Annotated in this window: 17 protein-coding genes and 1 riboswitch; of the genes, 7 read left to right on the top strand and 10 right to left on the bottom strand. The window is 47.9% G+C overall.

Annotation, left to right across the window (positions count from 1 at the left end; all coding sequences use genetic code 11):
- Nucleotides 1-252 precede the first annotated feature (252 nt).
- Entirely contained in the window at nt 253-1,317 is a 1,065-nt protein-coding gene (gene cax / locus AC4E8B_RS04200) for a calcium/proton exchanger (protein ID WP_490219492.1), read from the bottom strand.
- 239 nt (nt 1,318-1,556) lie between these two features.
- Between cax and AC4E8B_RS04195 the strand changes: the two genes are divergently transcribed.
- The gene (locus AC4E8B_RS04195) at nt 1,557-1,973 is read left to right on the top strand and encodes a pyridoxamine 5'-phosphate oxidase family protein (RefSeq protein WP_490217216.1); all 417 of its coding nucleotides are present in this window, start codon (nt 1,557-1,559) and stop codon (nt 1,971-1,973) included.
- A gap of 47 nt (nt 1,974-2,020) precedes the next feature.
- Here the strand turns inward: AC4E8B_RS04195 and AC4E8B_RS04190 are convergent, their stop codons facing one another.
- Nucleotides 2,021-2,407 carry an OsmC family protein gene (locus AC4E8B_RS04190; protein ID WP_490217214.1) on the bottom strand — a complete coding sequence of 129 codons (387 nt, stop codon included), beginning with the start codon at nt 2,405-2,407 and terminating at the stop codon, nt 2,021-2,023.
- A 156-nt stretch (nt 2,408-2,563) separates the two neighbouring features.
- Between AC4E8B_RS04190 and AC4E8B_RS04185 the strand changes: the two genes are divergently transcribed.
- Complete coding sequence (locus AC4E8B_RS04185; protein ID WP_490217213.1) at nt 2,564-3,748, top strand: MFS transporter; 1,185 nt, start codon at nt 2,564-2,566, stop codon at nt 3,746-3,748.
- Between the two features lie 244 nt (nt 3,749-3,992).
- A complete protein-coding gene (locus AC4E8B_RS04180; protein ID WP_490217212.1) occupies nt 3,993-5,912 on the top strand; it encodes a heavy metal translocating P-type ATPase in 1,920 nt (639 codons plus the stop codon).
- A gap of 47 nt (nt 5,913-5,959) precedes the next feature.
- On the opposite strand, the gene AC4E8B_RS04175 is transcribed toward AC4E8B_RS04180, so the two are convergent.
- The 4 genes from AC4E8B_RS04175 to AC4E8B_RS04160 form a co-directional block, all read right to left on the bottom strand.
- On the bottom strand, nt 5,960-6,952 hold the full coding sequence (locus AC4E8B_RS04175) for a DUF3231 family protein (RefSeq protein WP_490217211.1): 993 nt from the start codon (nt 6,950-6,952) through the stop codon (nt 5,960-5,962).
- Nucleotides 6,953-7,585: 633 nt separating this feature from the next.
- A complete protein-coding gene (locus tag AC4E8B_RS04170; protein WP_490217210.1) occupies nt 7,586-8,398 on the bottom strand; it encodes a YihY/virulence factor BrkB family protein in 813 nt (270 codons plus the stop codon).
- A gap of 17 nt (nt 8,399-8,415) precedes the next feature.
- Nucleotides 8,416-8,802 (bottom strand): YtxH domain-containing protein, encoded by a 387-nt coding sequence (locus tag AC4E8B_RS04165; RefSeq protein ID WP_490217209.1) that lies wholly within the window; start codon nt 8,800-8,802, stop codon nt 8,416-8,418.
- 25 nt (nt 8,803-8,827) lie between these two features.
- On the bottom strand, nt 8,828-9,295 hold the full coding sequence (locus tag AC4E8B_RS04160; protein WP_490217208.1) for a low molecular weight protein-tyrosine-phosphatase: 468 nt from the start codon (nt 9,293-9,295) through the stop codon (nt 8,828-8,830).
- 168 nt (nt 9,296-9,463) lie between these two features.
- On the opposite strand from AC4E8B_RS04160, the gene AC4E8B_RS04155 reads away from it, so the two are divergent.
- The 3 genes from AC4E8B_RS04155 (at nt 9,464) to AC4E8B_RS04145 (ending at nt 11,538) form a co-directional block, all read left to right on the top strand.
- Nucleotides 9,464-9,688 (top strand): DUF1128 domain-containing protein, encoded by a 225-nt coding sequence (locus tag AC4E8B_RS04155; protein WP_490217207.1) that lies wholly within the window; start codon nt 9,464-9,466, stop codon nt 9,686-9,688.
- A gap of 76 nt (nt 9,689-9,764) precedes the next feature.
- Entirely contained in the window at nt 9,765-10,586 is an 822-nt protein-coding gene (locus tag AC4E8B_RS04150; RefSeq protein ID WP_490217206.1) for an MBL fold metallo-hydrolase, read from the top strand.
- A gap of 334 nt (nt 10,587-10,920) precedes the next feature.
- A complete protein-coding gene (locus AC4E8B_RS04145; protein ID WP_490217205.1) occupies nt 10,921-11,538 on the top strand; it encodes a methyltransferase domain-containing protein in 618 nt (205 codons plus the stop codon).
- Nucleotides 11,539-11,597: 59 nt separating this feature from the next.
- Here AC4E8B_RS04145 and map read toward each other — a convergent pair whose 3' ends face one another.
- From map to treR, 4 genes are all read right to left on the bottom strand, one after another.
- The gene (gene map / locus AC4E8B_RS04140; RefSeq protein ID WP_490217204.1) at nt 11,598-12,347 is read right to left on the bottom strand and encodes a type I methionyl aminopeptidase; all 750 of its coding nucleotides are present in this window, start codon (nt 12,345-12,347) and stop codon (nt 11,598-11,600) included.
- A gap of 414 nt (nt 12,348-12,761) precedes the next feature.
- Entirely contained in the window at nt 12,762-13,286 is a 525-nt protein-coding gene (locus AC4E8B_RS04135) for a type 1 glutamine amidotransferase domain-containing protein (RefSeq protein WP_490217202.1), read from the bottom strand.
- Between the two features lie 61 nt (nt 13,287-13,347).
- Nucleotides 13,348-14,667 carry a lysine N(6)-hydroxylase/L-ornithine N(5)-oxygenase family protein gene (locus tag AC4E8B_RS04130; protein ID WP_490217201.1) on the bottom strand — a complete coding sequence of 440 codons (1,320 nt, stop codon included), beginning with the start codon at nt 14,665-14,667 and terminating at the stop codon, nt 13,348-13,350.
- A gap of 108 nt (nt 14,668-14,775) precedes the next feature.
- On the bottom strand, nt 14,776-15,501 hold the full coding sequence (gene treR, locus AC4E8B_RS04125; protein WP_490217199.1) for a trehalose operon repressor: 726 nt from the start codon (nt 15,499-15,501) through the stop codon (nt 14,776-14,778).
- 115 nt (nt 15,502-15,616) lie between these two features.
- Nucleotides 15,617-15,699: riboswitch (cyclic di-GMP riboswitch) on the top strand.
- A 51-nt stretch (nt 15,700-15,750) separates the two neighbouring features.
- Here treR and AC4E8B_RS04120 point away from each other — a divergent pair.
- Nucleotides 15,751-19,059 (top strand): EAL domain-containing protein, encoded by a 3,309-nt coding sequence (locus AC4E8B_RS04120; RefSeq protein WP_490217198.1) that lies wholly within the window; start codon nt 15,751-15,753, stop codon nt 19,057-19,059.
- The last annotated feature ends 42 nt before the right edge of the window (nt 19,060-19,101 follow it).

The raw sequence follows: 19,101 nt of genomic DNA, 5'->3' as shown, positions 1-19,101 counted from the left end.
CAAAGGAGGGCTGAAGGAATCGCTTCTATCACAGCAAAAGGAGGCTAAACACTCATTATTATCCATTTGTTCATGAAGAGCTTGTCCAACAAGACATGAAAGCGGGTGATAGATGCAGGTAGAGTTAAGCGATGATTTCTGTTCTTTAAAACATATTCGTCCAAAAGGATACTTATGATAGAAAATGCACAAGCTGCGTTATTTGCCAAAATGAAAGGCTCTGCACGGAATCCGTGCAGAGCCTTCTTGTGTTTATAAAAGATAAAAACCGATGCCCATGATCACATAGGCTGCCAGGAGTGTGGCTCCTTCAAACCAATTCGTTTCACCGTCATTGGAGATGACGATCATCAGAAGCACGGCGGTGACCATCGTGATCAGCTCTGGCAATGTGAAGACGAGCGGCATCGATGTTGGGAAAAACAGTGAAGCAATGACCAGCACCGGTGCGACGAACATTGCTACCTGCAGGGTCGAGCCGATGGCAATTTCAACGGCAATGTCCATCTTGTTCTTGAATGCCATGATGATGGCCGAAGCATGCTCGGCCGCGTTTCCGACAATCGCGACGATGACAACCCCGATGAAGAGCTCTGACCAGCCAAAGGTTTCGCCGACCGCTTCAAAGGTATGGACGAGATTTTCCGATACATACGCAACCGCCACAGTTGCCAGTGCCAATACTGTAATCGCCTTTCCTTTGCTCCATTCCGGCTCTTCTTCATGATGAGCAGCCGCCCCTTCTTCACCAGCCGGCTGGTAGACCCCGCGGTGTGTGACAAGCTTGAAGAGCAGCGCTGCAATGTATAAGGCAATCAGGATAACGGAAATCCCGACGCTGAACGTCATCCGCTCTCCCTCTTCCATCGTCATGGAAAATACCTCGGGAATGACGAAGGCCACGACAACAGCAAACATCAGCAAGCCCGAATTATGCCTTGCATCATACACATTGAATTTCTGGCGCTTATATTTGACCCCGCCGATAAAAAAGCTGAGTCCGGCAACAAGCAGCAGATTGCCGAGCACTGACCCTGTGAGTGACGCCAGGACAACCTCGACGAGCCCTTCCCTCAGTGCAAAAATCGAAATGATCAGCTCGACCGCATTCCCGAAGGTTGCGTTCAATAATCCGCCGATCCTGGGCCCGGCTACGATTGCCAGGCTTTCCGTCGCCCTGCCCATATAGCTTGCCAGGGCAATGATCGTTAAACAATAGATGATAAAAAGTGCAACACTCGGCCAGCCCATAAGCGTCCCGATGACAGACAACGGCACGCCGGCAAAGGTGAGCACCATAAAAATTTTATTGACCATTTTCCCGATTCCCGCCTTTCTATTATTCACAGCATGTGTGAAGCCGCCTGAAACATTTCCTTATGTACAGTTTTTCCTGCCCCTGGATAAATATCCGGCACGGCCCTTCAACATATATACCCGCTTTTACAAATTGCATTCCTGATGTTTTTTCAGCCGCAATCTGCAGAGAATCCGGCATAATCCTGACATTATAATGACAGATTATAAAAGGAAGAAAATTGCGAGGAGTGAATTGAATGGCAGACACAAAGCAGAAAGTGCTTGATATGTTTGAAAAATACAGCATCGGCACATTATCATCCATCCGGAATGACAAACCTTACAGCCGCTTTATGCTGTTTTTCCATGATGATCTGATTCTTTTTGCCGCAACCGACAAAGATGCCCATAAAGTAGAAGACATTGAGAAAAATCCAAATGTCCATATTCTGCTGGGTGTTGAACAGGGCGGATATGACGGGCCGTACTGTGAAATTGAAGCGAAAGCCTCATTCGAAGATTCCGGCGAGCTGAAGGAGAAATTCTGGAGCGAAAAGCTCAAAGACTGGCTCTCCGGCCCTGATGATCCGGATTATCTGCTATTGAAAATGGAGCCTTCGCTGATCCGCTATTTTGATAAAGCGGGTGCAGAGCCTGAAGAGATTTCTTTATAAAAATAACAGGGGCAGACCCGTATACCGGATCTGCCCCTGTTTGTTTATTATGCTTCCACTAAAGTGAACGTTTCTTCGATTTCAATGCTGTCTTTGACAGACTGGACCATGCTGCAATTTTTGCGTGTCAGTTCCATCGCCTTTTGGATTTTCTCTTCTTTAAGGCCTTTTCCGCTGATGGTAAAATGAACCGAAATCTTCGCTACCCTGTTCGCTTCTTCTTCCACTCTTTCAGCCTCTGCGCTGATTTTGATATCTTCCACATCAATCCTCTGCTTCTCCAGGATCTTGCGGAGCACGCCGCCGCTGCAGACTGCCACTGAGGAAACAAGCAGCTGATAAGGCCTGAAGCCGTACTCTTCATCGCCGGCGACATCCAGCTTCCCATAGCTCGTTTCCGTGAAAAAGCCGACTTCCTTCATAGAAAATTCCATTATAAGCACTCCCTTATTTCTGTTGTATGCAGTGATTATACTACTATTTCTTCCATTGCTATGAGCAATACGCTCTTTTTTTCCTTGCAAAGCCCCTGATGAGCCGTTACCATCAACTTGGAAACCAATTTTTTATAAGAAACCGAGGCCATCAACATGAATAAAGAAAATATGCGTTTTTGGATTTTAATCAGCATTGTGGCGATTTCGGGGTTCAGCCAGGGCATGCTGCTCCCCCTGATTGCCATTATATTTGAAAATGACGGCCTGTCTTCAAGCCTGAACGGCCTGAATGCGACCGGCCTTTATGTCGGCATCCTGCTCGTCTCCCCTTTTATGGAGCAGCCCCTCCGGAAATATGGCTATAAGCCGGTCATCATTCTCGGCGGCCTGCTTGTCATCGTGTCGCTCGTGTTGTTTCCATTATGGAAATCATTCTGGTTCTGGTTCGTGCTCAGGCTATTGATCGGGATCGGCGACCATGCGCTCCATTTCGGGACACAGACATGGATCACCAGCTTTTCGCCCGAAAATAAACGCGGCCGGAATATCTCCCTGTACGGACTGTTCTTCGGAGTCGGCTTTGCCGTCGGGCCGATGATGGCGCCGCTCGTCAACATACATGAAACCTTGCCGTTCATCCTTTCATCAGTCCTCTGCCTGCTCGCATGGGTATTTCTGTTCCTTTTGAAAAATGACTATCCGGAGCAGAGTATCGAGGTCAATTCGATGAAAAATACACTGAAACGCTTCTCGTCTGCCTTCAAGTATGCGTGGGTCGCCTTCCTGCCTCCTCTCGGCTACGGATTCCTGGAATCGTCCCTGAACGGCAGCTTCCCGGTCTACGGACTCCGCATCGGACTTGAGGTGAAAAGCGTCTCGATCCTCTTGACAGCCTTTGCGATCGGCGGGATCATCTTCCAGCTGCCGCTCGGGATTTTAAGCGATAAATGGGGCAGGCAAAGGATTCTGACCATTATCCTTTTATCAGGCTCCATCTTCTTTTTCCTGGCGAGCTTCCTGGAAGGAGCTGTCTTGGCGCTGACGGCTACGCTGTTTCTCGCCGGAATGGCGGTAGGCTCGACTTTTTCACTCGGAATCAGCTATATGACCGACCTGATGCCAAAGGATCTGCTGCCGACCGGCAATCTGCTCTGCGGCATCGCCTTCAGCCTGGGCAGCCTGGCTGGCCCTTATCTGGGCGGCATATTCATTCAATTTTTCAAGAATATTTCGTTCTTCAATATTATCAGCATGATGCTGCTTGTGATTTTCCTGGCTGTCCTGACCAACCGCGGAGCGGGACAGACTGCTGACCAGCAGCATTCACTGAGCCAATAAGGTTTGCCTTCCGGCGGGCTGGGTAAAAAAGAAATATAGGCCATTTTTATTTTTTCCAGCTAAACCCCCTTTTTAAATAAAAATGACTATGATATGATAACAATACTAATCTAGAAACCTATGCGAAAATGCTGTCCCCAAAAGAGGTCTAATCCTCCGGCGGGGACAGCTTTCGTCGTTTTATAGGGCTATTGATGTTGATTATTCTTCTCAATGAGAACCGATAACCCAGGAGGGAATCCAAATGACGACAGAAGCCAAAGCACTATTAGAACTGAAGCAAGAACAGGAAAGCATGCTCCATAAAATACTCCCTCATGCCGAGCTGATCGCCGCCATCCTGAGCGGGATCCTCATCCTTGCCGGCTGGCTGCTTGCGCGCAGCGATATGGGGACCGCCTCCATCACCTCGTATCTGCTCGCCTTTGTGATCGGCGGCTTTGCCAAAGCCAAAGAAGGCATCGAAGAAACGATTGAAAACAAAGAATTGAATGTGGAAATGCTGATGATTTTCGCAGCCGTCGGCTCAGCCATCATCGGCTACTGGACAGAAGGTGCCATCCTGATTTTCATTTTCGCCATCAGCGGCGCCCTGGAAACGTACACGATGAACAAAAGCAATAAAGAAATTTCGTCTCTGATGGAGCTGCAGCCTGAGGAAGCCCTGCTTTTAACAGACGGAGGAGAACAGCGTGTGCACGTATCCGAGCTGAGCATCGGGGACCAGATCCTTGTGAAGCCAGGAGAGCGCGTCCCGTCAGACGGTATGATTCTGAAGGGCACCACCACCTTGGACGAAGCTGCGATCACCGGGGAATCCATCCCTGTCAGCAAGGGCCATTCCGACGAGGTTTTCGCGGGTACCGTGAATCTGAACGGCTCCATTACAGTCGAGATCACAAAGCCTGCTAGCGACACCCTTTTCCAAAAAATCATCCAGCTTGTCCAGACCGCCCAGAGCGAAAAGTCGCCATCCCAGCTTTTTATCGAAAAATTTGAAGGCACTTATGTAAAAGTTGTGCTCGCTGCAGTGGCCGCGATGATGGTCCTCCCCCATTACCTTTTAGGCTGGAGCTGGAATGAAACCTTTTACCGGGCGATGATCCTGCTTGTGGTCGCCAGTCCGTGCGCCCTTGTTGCCAGCATCATGCCGGCCACATTATCGGCCATCTCGAACGGCGCGCGCCGCGGAATCCTCTTTAAAGGCGGTGTCCATCTGGAGAATCTCGGCCACCTGAAGGCGATTGCTTTTGATAAAACCGGCACCCTGACGAAGGGCCGGCCCGAGGTGACTGATTATCTGGTCTGCGAGGATATGGATGACGAGGAAATCCTCTTGGCGGCGGCTTCCATTGAAAGCCACAGCAATCACCCGCTCGCGGGCGCCATTGTCAAATATGCCAAGAGTGAGCTGAAGCAGCCGCTTGTTAGCCCGGAAAGCATCGAAGATATCTCCGGGTTCGGCGTAAAAGCCATGCTGGAAGATGAAGAATGGAAAATCGGCAAAGCCGACTTTATCGGCCGTGAAGAAGCGGAAAAGTTCGCTAATGGAGCAGCGCTGTCTCTGGCCGGAGAAGGCAAGACGATCGTTTTTATTAAAAAAAGCTCCCGGATCGCCGGACTGCTCGCGCTGAAGGATGTTGTCCGCGAGGAAACGAAGGCCGCGATCAGCACCCTGAATTCTCAGGGCATCTACACGGTGATGCTGACAGGCGACAGCGAAGCGACCGCACAGGCCATTGCCGCTGAAAGCACGGTGGATGAATATATCGCCGAGTGCCTGCCGGCCAATAAAGTTGAGCACCTGAAGGATTTGAAGAAGCGCTATGAGAATGTGGCCATGGTCGGCGACGGCATCAATGACGCCCCGGCACTCGCCACAGCCAATGTCGGGATTGCCATGGGCGAAGGAACAGATGTCGCGCTGGAAACAGCAGACGTCGTCCTGATGAAAAATGAGCTTCCTAAGATTGCCGAAGCCATCACCCTGTCACAGCGGATGAACAGGATCATCAAGCAAAATGTCATTTTTTCCATCACCGTCATCATGATTCTGATCGCCTCGAACTTCCTGCAGATCCTTGATTTGCCGTTCGGTGTCATCGGGCATGAAGGAAGCACGATCCTTGTGATATTGAACAGCTTGAGGCTGTTGAAGTCATAAGAAAGAACGTAGGAAAGAACGCTCGGGTATGGTGCCCGGGCGTTTTTCTATTGCTCCAGCACTTTCCGGTCATCCGCGTCAGGCGGCTGCTCGATCCAGTTTTTCTGGATCATCAGCTTGCCGAAGTTTCCATACACAAGCAGATCATCCAATATCGCTTTCTCGGCAAGCACCGCGATATCGGCCCTCATACAGGCAACCGCAGCTGTTCCGTAATATGAAATCGCAGCGGCAAAGAAAAAACCGGAATGAAACAGCATCAGCTTTTCCGAAAAAGGAGCTGTTGTGGAGTTCGTGATCTCTGACTCGAACGGCCTTGGCGCATGCAGCCCTTCTTTTAAAAGAATAGAAGCAAAGCTTGAGATATGCTTGTTTTTATTATTGATGCATTTATCCAGGAACTTCTGCACGTCTGTATCCCGGGAAACCTGCTTGAATGCGATAAAGCTGCTTTTGGCGATATAGCTTTTCTGCAGATTGAAAAAAATATTGCCAGCCTCGATTGTATTGATTTTCCGCTTCTTCCCGAACACATCGGTCACATATTTAAGATCCGGGATAAACACCGGTTTTTCGGGCGTTGCGTACAGCGGCGGTTTTTCGAGCAGGTTTTTATTGGACAGCAGCTCCATCGCCCGGTCGTACAATTCAAGCGTATCTATATTGCATTGCCTGTAAAAAGCGCGGACGTCCTTCCGGATGGACACACTCGAGGCCAGGCCATACGCCTGCATCCCGTGCATCGTCATCGTATGCATATATAACAGGCAGTAAGCATCTGTGAATAGTGGCGGTGCATCCATATTCACATCTTCCTTTGAGAACCCCTTTGGTATCGGGAAATTCTCTTTTTTGAAAAGCTCAGTGAGCGAGTTTATATGCTGGAACGACAGGTCGAGCGCATATTGAAGGAACTCGTGTATCTCTTTGTCTTTTATATCCTTCATCATGTACTTTGTGATGCAGACCGCCATCGTTTCACGGATATAATGAGTCCAAATATTTGATATTTCAGATGAAGTCAGCCTTTCCTGCTGCATGAAGAACACCTCCGGGACTTAGTTTTGGCTATTTTAGGGGAAATTAACCGGGAGATTGGGGTTGGCGGGGGAGATTTTGTGCGGCTGGAGGTGTGGATAGTTGGATTATTAGCAACTTTTGGGTTTTATTAGCAACTTTTCTGATTTATTAGCAACTTTTTCCGTTTATTAGCAACTTTCTCGTTATATTAGCAACTTTTCCATTTTATTAGCAACTTCCGCTTGGTTGCCGCCTCAGCCCCCTCGGTTTGTAAAATTATGTTAAATGTGTAGAATCACTCAAATTTTATGTAGAAAAAACCGTAACTTATGTAGAATCCCCGCAATCTTATGTAGAATCATTCACTTTTTATGCAGAATCCCCCCATCCCCCCAGCCGAACAACTAAATCCCACCGAAATCCCCCCGCCAAAACCAAAAAAGAACGCCCCCCAAAGGGCGTCCTCTCCATTAATGATATCCATTCGATTTATTAGCTGATCCCGATGTCTTCTGCTTCGGGCTGTCTTTGCCTTTTTGTTTTGTTTTGCCTTTTCCCATGTGATTCCCCTCCTGAAAATGGTGGTGTGTTCCCCTTTTATAGTGTGGGCATCATACCAGCTTTCTAAAGAAGGCAATATCAGGTCCTGCACCCTAGCAATCCCCATTTTTCCTATTGCTGACATAGGCGTTGACTTCGCCGCCGAGGATGATGATGACACCCGTAAGGTAGAACCAGACCATGAGGACGATGATGGCGCCGATGCTTCCGTAGGCAGCGGTGTAATTGGCAAAGTTTCCAACATAAAAGGAGAAAGCGAGTGAGGCGAGAATCCAGCCGGCCGTTGCAAAAATGGCGCCGGGCAACGCGCTGATGCATTTCATTTTCACATTGGGGGCAATCCAGTACAGCACAAGAAAGACAATGAACAGGACGGCAATACTGACAAGCCAGCGCAGGGCGTTCCAGGCAGAGAGGAATTCTGATGACAAATCAAAGGCGGAAAACAGGAAAATGCCGATCTGCTTTCCGAATACAGGCAGCAGAAGCGCCACGACAAACACAAAAATCATGGCAAACGTCAATAAAATCGCCATGCCGCGCGCCAGGATGAACGGGCGGCTTTCTTTGACCTCGTAGGCCAGATTGAAGGCTTTGACGATCGCATGGATGCCGTTGGAGGCCGACCAGATGGTCCCGATGATCCCGACGGAAAGGAGTGTCCCGCTCCGGTCAGCTATCTGATTGAGGTTCGACTCGATCAGCGCCATGGTGTCGCCGGGGGCATAATCCCTGATGAAGCCGAGGATATCCACCTGGCTGACAGGCAGATACGTGATGAGCGTAACAAGGAAAATAAGGAGCGGAAATAGAGAAAGCAGAAAGAAATAGGCCAGCTGGGCTGCGAGGCCAAAAATATCGTCTTCGTGGATCTTTTTCCATAAATGCGGAATTCCCTTCCCCATTGCAGCCCCTCCTTTGCTCATTCTTCTTCTGTACTGATGCTTGATGTCTTCTTCAATGGCTCATCCTCGGCCAAAGAAGCTTTCTTGTTTTCTTTTGAAAAAGCAGAGCGTGTTTCCTGGACAATGTCCATCACCTGGGGAGTCACTTCCCTCAGCTCCTCGACTTTTTCCGTGATAAAAGTAACATCCTCTGTTACCTGTTCAATGGTCGTCCGGATAGAGCTGGCGGTCTGCTTGACCGATTCGGCCGCTTTCGAAGGATTTTTTATGTAATAAGCGGCACTTCCCGCTGTTTTGCGGCTCGTCTCCAGTACGGTCCGGCGTGTTTCTTTATCAAATAATGACAATGCGCCGCCTGCAAGCGCACCAAGCAGCATTCCCTGCAATAATTTAGTTTTCCCCATGCTTATCCCTCTTTCCATTTTTACTTTATAAATCATGAATTATGCTTATTTCTTTCAGCAGCTTTTCGCAGCTTTCCTTCAGGAGGCTGTATACTTCCTCGAAATTCCCGGTGTAATAAGGGTCCGGCACGTCTTTATCCCTGTGGTCGCTGTAGTCGAGGAGCCTGACAACTTTAGCATCAGGATTGCCTTTTTTAAGGCTGCGGATATCCTCAAGGTTTTGGCTATCCATCGCCACGATCCAATGAAATTCATCCAGGTCGGATGCTTTAATCTGCCGTGCGGCCATTCCTGCAGCATCGATCTTGTATTTCTCAAGGATTTTCCTGGTTCCTTCATGCGGAGGCTTGCCGATATGCCAGTCCCCTGTCCCGGCCGAATCCGCCTTGATGGCTTCCTCAAGCCCTTCCTTTTTGACCTGGTCCCTGAAGATGGCCTCTGCCATCGGCGAGCGGCAGATATTGCCGAGGCACACAAACAATACTGTAATCATAAGCACATACCTCCTTAGCTACATTTTCTTCTATTTCACTGCTTTCATGCAACTATAAGCAGGAAGGTCCCTCCACAATTTAATTGACAATCCGCTCTTATCATGGAAAGATGAAGAGTAAAGGACAGGCACTCCCTGTCGATATCGTAATGAGAGGATGACGCCCCCATGAACTTATCGGAAAAATCAACGGAAAACGTTGAATACATGATTGAACAGATCAAGGAAAAGCTGAAGGTCCTGAATCTCGGCGCCATTAAACCGTCCCATTTTGACGAAGAAATGTACACAGAGCTGAAGGAAATCTACGAGCTTGTCATGAAAAAAAACTCCTTCAGCCCCAATGAAATGCAGGCTCTCGTAGAAGAGCTCGGCAACTTGAGAAAAATGTAAACTGTGCAGCAGGCCTTTTGGGGTCTGCTTTTATTGTACAATCTGCCGTGCCAGTAACCATCAAAGGAGGATATCCATGTTCATCCATAAAGACTATCATACAGCGATTTTTCAAAGCAGCTTGTTCAAAACCAATTCTGCCGTGATTGAAACGGAGGACCTCGTACTCGTTGTCGATCCTTGCTGGCTTCCTCATGAAATTGAAGAAATCCGCTCCTATACATACCGCACAGCCGGAAGCCGCCCGATTTTTGTGCTGTACACCCATTCGGACTATGACCATATTATCGGCCACGGCGCTTTCCCTGATGCGGCTATCATCGGAAGCAAAGCCCTTAACGAAAAAGACGGGCAGGAGAAGGGAAAAATAATCGAGCAAATCCTCTCTTTTGATGATTCATATTATATTGACAGGGATTATATACCTTCGTATCCGAAGGCTGATGTCGTGATTTCACAGGACGGGCAGTCACTGGCAGTCGGCGGGACAGAGCTGAGATTCTTCCTGGCACCCGGGCATACCGACTGCGGCATTGCCTGCCTCATCCCGTCCCTGGACCTGCTGATTGCCGGCGATTATCTGTGCGATACGGAATTTCCTTATGTTTATTTTTCCAGCACCGATTATCTGCTCACTTTGGAAAAATTCACGGACAGCCTCGCAGACCACAGCTTCCGGCTCATGATGACCGGGCACGGGCTGCCGGCTTACAGCAACGAAGAAATTTCGTCCCGCATCCATTCCTCCGCCGATTATCTCGCAAAACTGAAGGAATTCGTGACAGAAGGAAAAGCTGATGAAAGCTATATACTGTTTGAAAAATATAAATATCCCCGCATCATGAAGGATTTTCATGATGGCAATATTGAATTGATGAAGAAAGAATTCGGAAACTGACGCCCGGCACAAGCCGGGCTTTTTCTGTGGATAAACAATTTTCCGACAAAATACCCCTGTGGATAAGTGTGATTTTTCAGAAAGATATACACTTTTGTGGATAGTTTGACTGTTTTATGGGGATAAGCCTCATAATAGTAACCTTCCATTCCCTTTTCCATATTTATATACTACACTGCGCGAACGATTGAATATGGTGAAAAAAAGCATGAAATGGAAAGGATGCACAATGACAGATTCCCAAAAACATTATCATTGTCCTTTTTGCAGTCAAAGCTTTGACTCGTTTATTCCGTGGCCGGATTTTTATGACTTTCCCAGCCATACCTATGAAATGTGGAACAAAGAAACCGCCATCTGCCCTATTTGTGAATCCCTTGACCGGGAAAGGCTCTACAGGCTTTATATGGAAAGGGAAACAGATCTGCTGAAAGAGAAGCAGCTATTATTGCATATTGCCCCTGAAAAGAATTTAAGGCAGTGGATCAGCAGAGAACCAACGGTCATCTACCTTGCAGGGGACCTGATGCCAGAGGATGAAGAAACCATTAAGATGGATATTCGGGCCATTCCTTATCCTGAGGGCAGCTTTGATGTCATCCTTTGCAGCCATGTGCTGGAGCATATAGTAGATGACCAGGCTGCGATGAAGGAGCTGTATCGGGTGCTGAAGCCAGGCGGCTGGAGCATTCTGCAGGTTCCCATCAGCCTGAATCTGAAGAAAAGCCTTGAGAACCCCTCGATCACTTCTCCCGAAGAAAGACTGAGGTATTTTGGCCAGGATGATCATGTCAGGCTATATAGCAAGGAAGATTTTACTGGCAGGCTGGAGGCTGCAGGCTTTGAGGTAGAACAATACGATTTTGCTGAGCACCACGGCCTCGAGGAAGCAAGGAAATATGGATTGTCCGCTGGCGGCACCCTTTATATCGGAAGGAAAAAGGCCCGGTGAATATTCACCGGGCCTCCCTATTTGTAAAAAAAGACAGATCCGAAGACCTGCCCTTCTTCCTATTCCTGATCAGTCAAAATCAATGTGCCTTCCTTCGTAACGGCAATCGTATGCTCATACTGCGCAGAAAATTTGCCGTCAGCAGACCGTGCTGTCCAGCCGTTATTGTCCATTTTCGTGTCATATACGCCGACATTGACCATCGGCTCGATTGTGAAGACCATGCCTTCCTTGATGCGCGGCCCTTTTCCAGCAAGGCCGAAATGCGGAACATCCGGCTTTTCATGGATGACATTGCCGATTCCGTGGCCGATGAAATTGCGGACAACAGAAAAGCCCTCACCCTCGACATAAGTCTGGATGGCGTGGCCGATATCCCCGATCCGCTTGCCGGGCACCGCCTGCTCGATCCCTTTATAAAGGGCTTCCTTCGTGACCTCGAGCAGCTTCCGGTGCTTCTCGGAAAGATTGCCGACCGCATACGTCCAAGCAGAATCTGCCAGTGCGCCGTTATATCTGACAACCATATCAATGGTGACGATATCGCCGTCTTTTAATTCTTCCCTGCGCGGAAAGCCGTGGCAGATTTCATCATTGATGCTGGCGCATGTCGCATATTCATAGCCTTTATAGCCCTTCTGCTCCGGAGTCGCACCGTGCTCCTTGAGGAATCCCTCAACAAACTCATCGATCTCCCAAGTCGTCACGCCCGGCTTGATTCTTTTGGCAATTTCTTTATGGCAAGCGGCGAGAATTTCGCCCGCTTTTTTCATCGCTTCAATCTCACGCGCTGATTTCAATACAATCATCACTTTACCTGCCTTCCCCGCTCATTTATGTAAGACCAGTTTTTTTGATAGCAAAAAAGTCCCTTTCTCTATCTTATCGCGACAAAGGAAGAAATTCAAAAGGAATGAAGCCCGATGTACTTTACTACTATATGTATCCTTGGCTGGGTATGCCACAAAACAGCTGAAGCCGGACTCAAGGTACTGGAATTTGGTTTCTTTTATGCTGAAAAAATGGCCATTCTCCCTTCATTTTGGAAGATTCATCCTAGAATTTGATTTTTTCTCCCCAAATTACGATTTATTCTCCCTACATTCAGCATGATTCTCCCCCAAAACAGCAATAATTTTTCCCGCTTACAAAAATACCCAAAACCACACACAAAAAAAAAGAGCGGGCCACGCTCAACCAAGCGCCCCGCTCCTGTCAGTTCATTATTTTGAAAGAAGGTTCAGTGATTCTTTAATAAACGCCGGGATATCATCCGGGTTGCGGCTTGTTACCAGCTGGTTCTGGCATACGACAACTTCCTGGTCCTTGAAGTTGACGCCGGCGTTTTCCAGGTCGACTCGGATGGATTTGAAGCCAGTTGCATCTCTGCCATCCAGTGTTTTTGCCGTGATAAGCAGCTGCGGCCCATGGCAGATCGCCAATACCGGCTTCATGGCATCCATGAATGATTTAGCAAACTGGACGAAACGGTCATCGGCACGAAGCTGGTCAGGAGAAAATCCGCCTGGCAGGAATAGTGCATCAAAGTCGGAAGGACTTACATCATCGATTCCTTTATCGATTTGTACGGTTGCGTCTCCCTGCTTGCCTTTGACAGATTTGCCTGCTTCCTTCTCGATCGCCGTAATTTCATGTCCCGCTTCTTTGAAAGCTTTTGCCGGATCTGTGTACTCTACGTCTTCAAACATATTCGTAATTAAGCATGCGATTTTAGCCAATTGTGTCATCTCCTTTAAAATTGATCACATTAATGAGATTTCCCTCCCTGGGCAGTGATAAAACCTTGTTTTACAGCACAACCTCTTCTTCCCGAGGAGAAAAGCGGTGAAAGACGTTTTTCTTGTTGTTCTTATAGATCTCTTTTTCAGCGAGCGTGTTGATGATCCGCCGGTTCCTGTCGACTGACAGGCCAAGATGGGTGGCAGCGGCCCCATGGGAATGCTCGATATTCGTCAGGGTGAAGATCCTGTTTTGGCGCTTCTTTTTAAAAAGGATTTCATAAGAGAGAGACACCTTGAATTCGCGCTCGCCCTCCCAGAGAATGTCTCCTCCATAACGGCTGAGCAGCCATTCCGGCAAATGCGGCCGGTATCCTGTGGCCAGGACAACTTTTTCAGAATACAGCTTGAATGGTGTTTCGGACTGCTTTTGCTGGAGCTGGAGCCCGAAGCCGGATGATGTGCGCTCCATTCCTTGAAGTTCGGCATGAGGCTGGATCCGCGCTTTGGCAGACTCTCCTCCGATGGTCTGGTGATAAAGCTCTTTGTAGATATTGTCCAGCAGCCCCGGCTCGATGCCATTGCGGAGGCCGTTCAAAGTATCCAGTGAATGAATACGTTCCTCGTAAGGCAGGCTGTGAAAATAGTCCACATATTCCGGCGAAAAAAACTCCTGCCCGAGCTTTGTGCTTTCCAGCTGCAGGAATCCGGCAGAGCGGGCCAGCCAGTTCAGCTGAAAATCATGATTTTTCTGGCATTGAAGCAAATCATAAAAAATTTCCGCGGCACTTTGCCCTGAACCAATGACACTGATGGACGCGCCGTCAATCAGCTTTTCCTTATGCTGCAGATAGCGGCTGGAGTGGATGCAGTCTTCCCCCAGGAAATATTTCATATGGTCCGGCACCAATGGTTCATTCCCTGTGCCCAAAACCAGATTTCTGGCAAAATAGGTCTCTTCCTGCCCTTTTTCCATATTCAGCACAGTCACCTCGAAAAAGCGCTCTCCATTTTCCTCCCGGTCCCGCACATCCGCCACTTCCATGCCGAATCTGCAGTTGTCCAGGTTTGAAGCTGCCCATTGGCAGTAGTGGTTGTATTCCTTCCTCGGGATTTCCAGCCGGTGAAAATAGGAAAATTGTGTCAGCCTGTCATGTTCATGCAGATAATTTAAATACGTGTATGGGCTCGTTGGATCAGCAAGGGTGACCAGATCATCCAGAAACGGCACCTGCATCTCCGAGCCTTCGATCAGCATGCCGGGATGCCAGGAGAATTCGGGCGTTTTGTCGAAAAAGAGGGCCGTCAATTCAGGGGCCTTCTGCAGCATAGCTGCCAGGCTTAGATTATATGGGCCGATGCCGATGCCAATCAGACTGTATATTTTCATACTCTTATCCCCTTATCCAGGATTTTTGCAATAAAAAAACTAACAGACATTTATCTGTTAGTTTTTACCCATATTCCCTCTTCTTCAAGCCAAGCCCTGCACATCCTGTCAGCCGGAAGGCGTGTCCATCCGCCTCGCAAAATCGACAAAACGGAACTTGTCCGGCCGGTGCCGCGACTCGGTATATTGAAATAGCGATGCATCATCAAAGTAGATATAATTTTTCACCACAACGACCGAATGGTAGCCTTCCAGGTCGAGCATCCTCCGGTCTTCCTCTGTCGGATCTTCAACCGTGAATTCCTTTTTGGCAAAACTGATTTTCTGGTTCAGCGTATTCTCGATATACTCAAAAATCGAATTGCGGCAAATCTCCTCGGTCAGGCCGGGAACCAGCTTCTCAACCAGGAAATCCTTATCAAGGATGATCCGCTCGCCTTCAATCTTGCGCACACGGCATACTTTCCATATCTTTTCCTCTTCCTTGATATGAAGCTGCCTCATCAAATCAACATCCGGGAAAGATAGCGCAAACTCCGCCACATCGGTTTCCGCCTTCTGCCCCATTTTTCCCGCCAGCTCCTTGAAGCTGACCAGGCCGGAAATCGGGAACTGCAGCTTCTTCAAATCCAGCACCATCGAGCCCTTGCCCCGGATCTTCTGGATGAACCCATTCTGCGCCAGCAGATTCAGCGCCTTCCGGATCGTTTCCCTCGAAGTCTCAAACATCTCGGTCAGCTCATTTTCTGACGGAAGAATGCTTCTTGCAGGATAATATCCATCCTGGATCTTTGATGCCAGGTCTTCGTATATGAGCAGATATTTATTCTTCATTATTAATCACCTATGGATAGTGTAACGTTTTTTTATGAACTTGAAAATGGCTCAAACTTTAAGTAGGTATATATTACCATTAAAATACCTAATTTCCCATTAAAGGTATATGGTACTATATAAGTGGCAAATTTTATGAAAGTAAAAGACGCAAAGCTGCGGGCCTAAGGCTTTTGCTATGGCAGCCGGGCTGCTTGCTATTTTTTTAGCATGACACCTTGCCAGATTACTAGAAAGGTGAAGAAATCATTGAAAAAAATAGAAAATCACAATTTGAAAACAACTATTCAAGAACCAGGTGTCCCCCTGGTTGAAAATATACATATCTATGAAAGCTTATTCTTGAACACATCAGACCTGGCTTACATACTGGATAAAGAAGGCCAAATCCTTAAAGTAAATGAGGCGGCCGTTAAGGCCACAGGATTTAGTGCACAAGAAATTCAAAAGAGGGGATTTTTTCCCTTTGTCTGCAAGGAAGACCTCCCCAAGGCAGAGACAAGCTTCCAGGCAGTATTGCAGGGTTCTACCCAAACACATATTTTCCGGATCAACCGCAGAGACGGCGGGCTGATTCTGTTAAACAGTGTCGCCATCCCGATTATCCAGGAAAACCAAACCATCGGGATCATTGGGATCTCAAAGGATATTACAGCTGAAGAAAACTTAAAGCAAAAGCTCAGCATAAGTGAACAGATGTACAGATCTCTTTTTGACAACCATCCGGATGCCGTATATTCACTGGATTTAAACGGAGATGTGACAGCCTTTAACGATTCCCTCGTCCGTTTGTTCCATTATGATCCCGACATGCAAGGAATATCTTTCAGGCAATTTGTTGCCCCGGAATCTATGAGCCTTGTGCTGCACATGTTTAAACTGGCCGCAAAAGGAAAACCGCAAAACTACAATATGACCGGCATCAACAGATCCGGGGAAAAGTTTGATGCAAATATCACAAATATTCCTATCATTACAGATAATCAGATAACCGGCGTATTCGGGATTGCCAAGGACATCACAGAACTGGCTGATAAGGAGCGCATGCTGCAGAAGGCGGAGGAAAGGCTGAATCTCGCCCAGAAAACGGCTGACTTTGGATATTGGGACTATTATTTCAAAGAAGACTTCGCCTACTGGTCTGAGCATATGTATGAAATGTTCGGAGTATCAAAAGAAGATTTCAATCCTTCCTTTGAATACTACAAAACGTTCATCCACCCTGATGATCTATCGGCATTTCTGAACCGCTATCAAACATCACTTTTTGAAAAAAGGCCCGCAGATATTGAATACCGGATCATCCGGAAAGATGGCAGTGTACGCCGGATGCACCATCAGTCCACCTTGATCCTGGATGAAGGCGGCACCCCTGAACGGGCGGTCGGTATCACGCGTGATGTTACGGAACAGCGTGAGATAGAGAACATGCTGGCGGAAAATACGGAGCAATTCAAGAATTTTTATAATAATGCAGATGTGGGTGTGTGGTCGCTTGACCCTGCTACCAAAAAGGTTTTGATCTGTTCCGATGCTATTCTTGCCATCTACGGCTATACCAAAAAAGAAGTATACAGAAATCCGAATATATGGAATATGTCCATTCACCCTGAAGATGCACAGGAAGTGATGAACAACCAGAATAAAATATCAGAAGGTCAAATTGTCAGGCAGCAATACAGAATCATTGCAAAAGACGGTGGCCTTAAATGGATCAGCGACCACCTCATCCCCATCTATGATGAAAGCGGGAAGCTCATTCGCCTGGATGGCATTGTCGCAGATATCACAGCCCAAAAGCAGGCTGAGGCACAGATGGAATTCCTCGCCTACCATGACTATATGACAGGCCTGCCGAACAGGAGATTATTCGACCAGACCCTGAATGAGGTGTTCCAGGACAAAGATCCTGAAAAGTTCGCCATCATGTACCTGGATCTTGACCGCTTTAAACATATCAATGACACCCTGGGCCATCCAATCGGCGACCGGCTGCTGAAAGAAGTTGCCGGGCGGATTAAGGATTCTATACCAGATGACCATTTTGCGTCCCGGATGGGCGGGGATGAATTTGCCATTATCGTCCCAAAGGCCGCAAGCATCGAGGATGCAAGCATGCTGGCTGCAGAAATAACCAGCAGCATCCAAAAGCCGTTCCATATTGAAGGCTATGAATTATTCATCACCGCAAGCATCGGGATCAGTTTGTACCCCCATAATGGGAGTTCTCCGGAGGAATTGGCGCGTAATGCAGATGCAGCGCTGTACCATGCCAAGCAGATGGGTAAAAACAGCCATCAAGTCTACAACGCATCCATGAATATTGAAGCGTTCAAAAAGTACTGCCTGGAGAGGGACATGCGGAATGCATTGAAGACCGATCAATTTTACATAGAATTCCAGCCGAAGGTCCAGCCCAGGACCAACAGGCTCGCAGGTGCAGAAGCCCTGCTGCGGTGGAGCCATCCGGATTGGGGCATGGTATCCCCAATGGAATTTATCCCTGTGGCAGAAGAGTCAGGCCTTATCGTTGACATCGGCGACTGGGTGATCGAAAAGGTGATTGGGAGAATGGAGGAATGGCAATTAAGCGGCCTCCCTCTTGTACCAATCTCCATCAATGTTACAGGACAGCGGTTTTATCAAAATAACCTGGCAGAAATGATCGGGGAGCTCTGCCGAAAGCATGGAATTTCACCCGAACTGCTGGAGCTGGAGCTGACTGAATCCAGCTTGATTCATTATTCAGACCAGGTCCTGCAGGAGCTTGAAATGCTTGGAAAATTGAAAATCAAACTGTCGCTGGATGACTTTGGCACAGGATACTCATCACTTACGCACCTGCGGAAATTCAAATTCAATACATTGAAGATAGACAAATCCTTCACCAAAAATATCACCTCCAACCTGGAGGACGCCACAATCACTTCAAGCTTGATTGACATGGCCCATGGATTGAATATGAAAGTAGTTGCGGAGGGCGTCGAAGAGTTCGAACAGCTTGATTTTTTAAAAAAGAAAGGCTGCGATGAAATCCAGGGATTTCTCTTTTCCCGGTCAGTTTCGGATAGCATATTCAGGGATTTTCTTAAACAAGGCTTCGTCCAGCCGGACAGCGCAAAAAATACGGACAAGCTGAAGAAACAGAGGAAATATTTCCGGATCGACCTTCCCCTTCCGCTCAGTGCAGACCTGACCATTTTGAAGCTGAAAGATAAAAAGGTGGAAATGGGCAAAACAGAGGTCCTGATTGAAAATATCGGACCAGGAGGCGCCAGATTGTATACCAGCATCAAACTGCCGATCAGACAGGATATCCTCTTCCAGATCCAAACCAAAATTTTTGGGGAAACACTCAGCCTTGACGGGCATATAGTCTGGAAAGAAGAAAAATCGGATCTTGTGACACAGTATGGGCTGGAGTTCAGCATAGATAACAAGCGCCGTGAAGAGCTCACCAAGCTTCTGAATGACATACAGGGACCTGCCGAAAAAGGCACCAGGATTCCTGGCTCCCGGCAAGTAGAGGCAGAATGCCCGGTTGATTATTTTGGCTAGAGTGCCGCATTGCCAGCGGCATAGAAAAAAGACGGAGCCCCT

The sequence above is a fragment of the Bacillus sp. SRL543 genome, from assembly GCF_984799205.1.
The sequence above is the reverse complement of the archived record's forward strand: the minus strand, read 5'-3'. Positions and strand labels throughout refer to the sequence as shown.